The sequence below is a fragment of the Vibrio thalassae genome, assembly GCF_900089835.1.
Taxonomy (GTDB): domain Bacteria; phylum Pseudomonadota; class Gammaproteobacteria; order Enterobacterales; family Vibrionaceae; genus Vibrio; species Vibrio thalassae.
Map to the genome: position 1 here is coordinate 1 of NZ_OANU01000019.1, position 2,998 is coordinate 2,998.

6 protein-coding genes are annotated in these 2,998 nt (G+C 43.5%); 3 read left to right on the top strand and 3 right to left on the bottom strand.

Annotated features, from left to right (window positions below):
- The coding region (locus VTH8203_RS08185) for a transposase (RefSeq protein ID WP_279627160.1) at positions 1–193 on the top strand (193 nt) is incomplete at its 5' end.
- A gap of 12 nt (positions 194–205) precedes the next feature.
- Here the strand turns inward: VTH8203_RS08185 and VTH8203_RS08190 are convergent.
- From VTH8203_RS08190 to VTH8203_RS08200, 3 genes are read right to left on the bottom strand one after another with little or no spacing between them, the layout of a single operon-like run.
- Complete coding sequence (locus VTH8203_RS08190) at positions 206–784, bottom strand: transposase (protein WP_244181170.1); 579 nt, start codon at positions 782–784, stop codon at positions 206–208.
- A 49-nt stretch (positions 785–833) separates the two neighbouring features.
- A complete protein-coding gene (locus VTH8203_RS08195) occupies positions 834–1,037 on the bottom strand; it encodes a helix-turn-helix domain-containing protein (protein ID WP_158296092.1) in 204 nt (67 codons plus the stop codon).
- A gap of 36 nt (positions 1,038–1,073) precedes the next feature.
- Positions 1,074–1,319: a transposase family protein gene (locus tag VTH8203_RS08200; RefSeq protein WP_158296093.1), complete on the bottom strand. Its 246-nt coding sequence runs from the start codon at positions 1,317–1,319 to the stop codon at positions 1,074–1,076.
- 1 nt (position 1,320) lies between these two features.
- Here VTH8203_RS08200 and VTH8203_RS24460 point away from each other — a divergent pair, with 1 nt between their 5' ends.
- Complete coding sequence (locus VTH8203_RS24460) at positions 1,321–1,500, top strand: hypothetical protein (RefSeq protein ID WP_158296094.1); 180 nt, start codon at positions 1,321–1,323, stop codon at positions 1,498–1,500.
- A 313-nt stretch (positions 1,501–1,813) separates the two neighbouring features.
- Positions 1,814–2,797 (top strand): hypothetical protein, encoded by a 984-nt coding sequence (locus tag VTH8203_RS08205; protein WP_096993232.1) that lies wholly within the window; start codon positions 1,814–1,816, stop codon positions 2,795–2,797.
- Positions 2,798–2,998: the final 201 nt, after the last annotated feature.

The following is a 2,998-nucleotide window of genomic DNA, read 5'->3' on the forward strand; positions in this document are numbered from 1 at the left end:
AAAAAGGTTCATTATTGAAACGATTAATGACCAATTAAAGAATATATCTCAAATAGAGCACTCAAGGCATCGCAGCTTACATGGTTTTATGTTGAATTTACTTGGCGGACTAATCGCTTACTGTCTGAAACCAGAAAAGCCATCACTCAACATCACAAACACTGAAAAGACAGGATTGATGGCGATGGCTTAAACCGATCTCAGGTTAGTATAGGTCGAAGTCCAGCGTTGAAGAATTCTCTCCGAGTGCTTTTCTAAGGTGGCTAGAGCTTTTCTTACGGGCTCTAAAGCATCTGAACTTCCTGATTTCGTCAAGTGTAAACTTGATGAAATTTGTCAGGCGCCAACGGGCGGCTTGAGTCGTTTTCGCTTCTCTTATCCAGCGTAACTTTTCTTTAACTCGCCAAGCTTTCGCTGTCTCAAGCTCATACTGTTCTAGGTCAAGTAAAGCTTGTGCTTGCTTATCTGTCATTGGACTTTCAGCGTTCTTTAAAACTGCCCAACGAAGCGCCTTAGGCATGTCACTGTGCTTTCTTTCCTCTTTCCGAACCTCATCGACTGCTCGAGTAAATAACTGCACAACATGGAACCAGTCGACGGTTACATTCGCTTTCGGAAATTCATCTTTGACACCGCTTAAAAAGGGCGGGGACATATCACATACGACTTCAAGGACTTGCTCAGGTTGCGCCCCATGCTTTTCAATAAAGGTTTTAAACTCAGAGACTGTTTTCTTTCCTTTTCCTGGTATAGCAAATACAACGGGTAGGGTTTTACGAGCCATATCGATGAAAACAGTGACGTAATTATGTCCACGCTTTGAAGCTGTCTCATCAAATCCAAAAGCTTGAAGAGATGAGTGAGAGGTCAAGTCGTGATAAAGCTTGTTCCACGTAATGTTCCACCACTCGCCAAAGCCGCTTATCCGTCACTTCCATAAACTTAGCGGCAGCGTTAACGGGCATCTCTCTTACGAGTGTTAAGGCCACTTCTTCGAACAGCAAAGTAAAACCACTACCCGGTCTTGCCCAAGGCACTTCGATGAGCCTTACCCCATGAGTTTTGCAGTGAACTCAAGGTATCTTCGCTGTGATATAGCAATGGTGCTGAAAAAAGTTGAGATGACGCCATGTTTTCTCTTTGAAGTCATGTGCAGAGCAAGGAACGCCACATTCTGGACACGAGTAAAGCTCTCCACGTTCAGCCCCCACGTGTAGGTGAAGCTCATAAGGAGAATGTTCTGTATTAAGGGATTGGTCGATAAGTTTCCAGGGGGCTTGCAGCCCCAACCCGAGCATACAAATATCAGAAGAATTCAATGTGACTGGACCTTGTATTAGAGCCTATTTAGGAGATGCCTATTTTAATCCAAATCCACTAGAAACGTCGAAGAGCCGCAATTTCTCAGTGACACCTGTACCAATGCCACAAAATGGCATTAAGTGGCATAAAGTGGCATTGAGTGCATTAGCGGCACCAAGTGGCACAAAATGGCATTAAGTGGCACAAAACGCATTAAGTGGCATTAAGTGGCATAAAATGGCTTTTAGTGGCACAAAATGCCATTTAGTTAAAAAAGTCAACGGGGTGAATCTGGAGAAGGGCAAAATATAGGTGAATGATCCAACATTCATATAGCTTAAAGGGGGGTTAAAAAGGACAGAAAAAAAATGGGGTGAATATCGATACCGCATTGAGCTGTAACAGCTCATATATCCACGAAAAAAAATCCTGCAAAAATACATGTTTTGATGGTGGCACAAAAACAGGGATGTTAGCTTATGACCAGAACAGCCAACGCTGAGGTGATCATATGTACTTTTATGAAATTGAACGGGTTTCGGAAAACGGCTTTAAAAAGGAGATCCACGGACCTTTCCTGGTGAACGCACGAAAACTACTGGAGCTGCATGAGTCAATTGGTGGAAAGGCAAGCTTAACTGTTGAGGATATCGATATACTCCAATCGGCAAAGAAACAATATACGCTGTACGAGAACACACCACTACCACTCGATACCGATTTTATCATCCGAAACCGGGCAACGATGCATGAGTACAAAGCAGTGTTCACGTTAAACAAACCATTGTACAAACTCACAGATTGGCTAGATTACGTGGGCATTAATGAAAGTCAGCATCGCAACATCAACTCCGGTCGAACAACCGTTGGTTGTGGCGTACTCAAAAAGTTGCATGACATCTTGATTTCGCACAGCTTTGTGTTGGAGTCCACGGCATTCGCCTTATCCAGCTTGGAAATAGACGGTGAGAGCGTCCAAGGCTTTGATCGAAATCAATTTGGAGATCACGCACCTACCTTGCTTGGCGCGCTAAAGTCGAGTCGCAACATTATGCTAACGTACTACTGGTCTAGCCGAAGCCATATTGATTTGATGCAAGCGTACATCTATCTATCGACGTTCGACATGCGACGTAAAAGTCATTACGTCAACAGTTGGTATATGTCGCCAGAATACTACGCATTTATTTCGCGCAGGGCGATAAAAAGCAGCAAAAAATTAAATAAAAAAATGGCGATTAGGTTGCTGGAACTATTAAAGAAACATAAAGATTCAGACAGTACACCGGAGCAAAAACAAGCGCTTGATGATTTGATTGGCGATGCATTAAGCACACTAGCTTTTTGTGGAACGACCGTTTCAGCAGAAAAGAAAATCGAAACCTTGGAAAAGTTGATAACAGGTGGCCAGGGCGGGAAACGTGATTTGGACTTCACTTATAGTGCAAGTGGGCTGCACGTACCTGAAAATGACGATGACGACTCTATTAATTGAAACTTGGTAAACCACCGCCTCTGGCGGTGTGACTCGAAAAGGCTCTGCCGTAACAGCGTGCATCGATGGGAAAATGACCTCCTTTATAGAACCGGCAAGTTCAAAGGAGGTCATATGAGAGACTGGCAGAGCCAAGCTCACGTTAAACATTATTGCAAATATCACGTTGTGATTGTTCCAAAATATCGAAAGAAAGCGATT

Coding starts and splice junctions, on each gene's coding strand:
- VTH8203_RS08190 (WP_244181170.1), bottom strand. CDS start 784: ATGGCTCGTAAAACCCTACCCGTTGTATTTGCTATACCAGGAAAAGGA.
- VTH8203_RS08205 (WP_096993232.1), top strand. CDS start 1,814: ATGTACTTTTATGAAATTGAACGGGTTTCGGAAAACGGCTTTAAAAAG.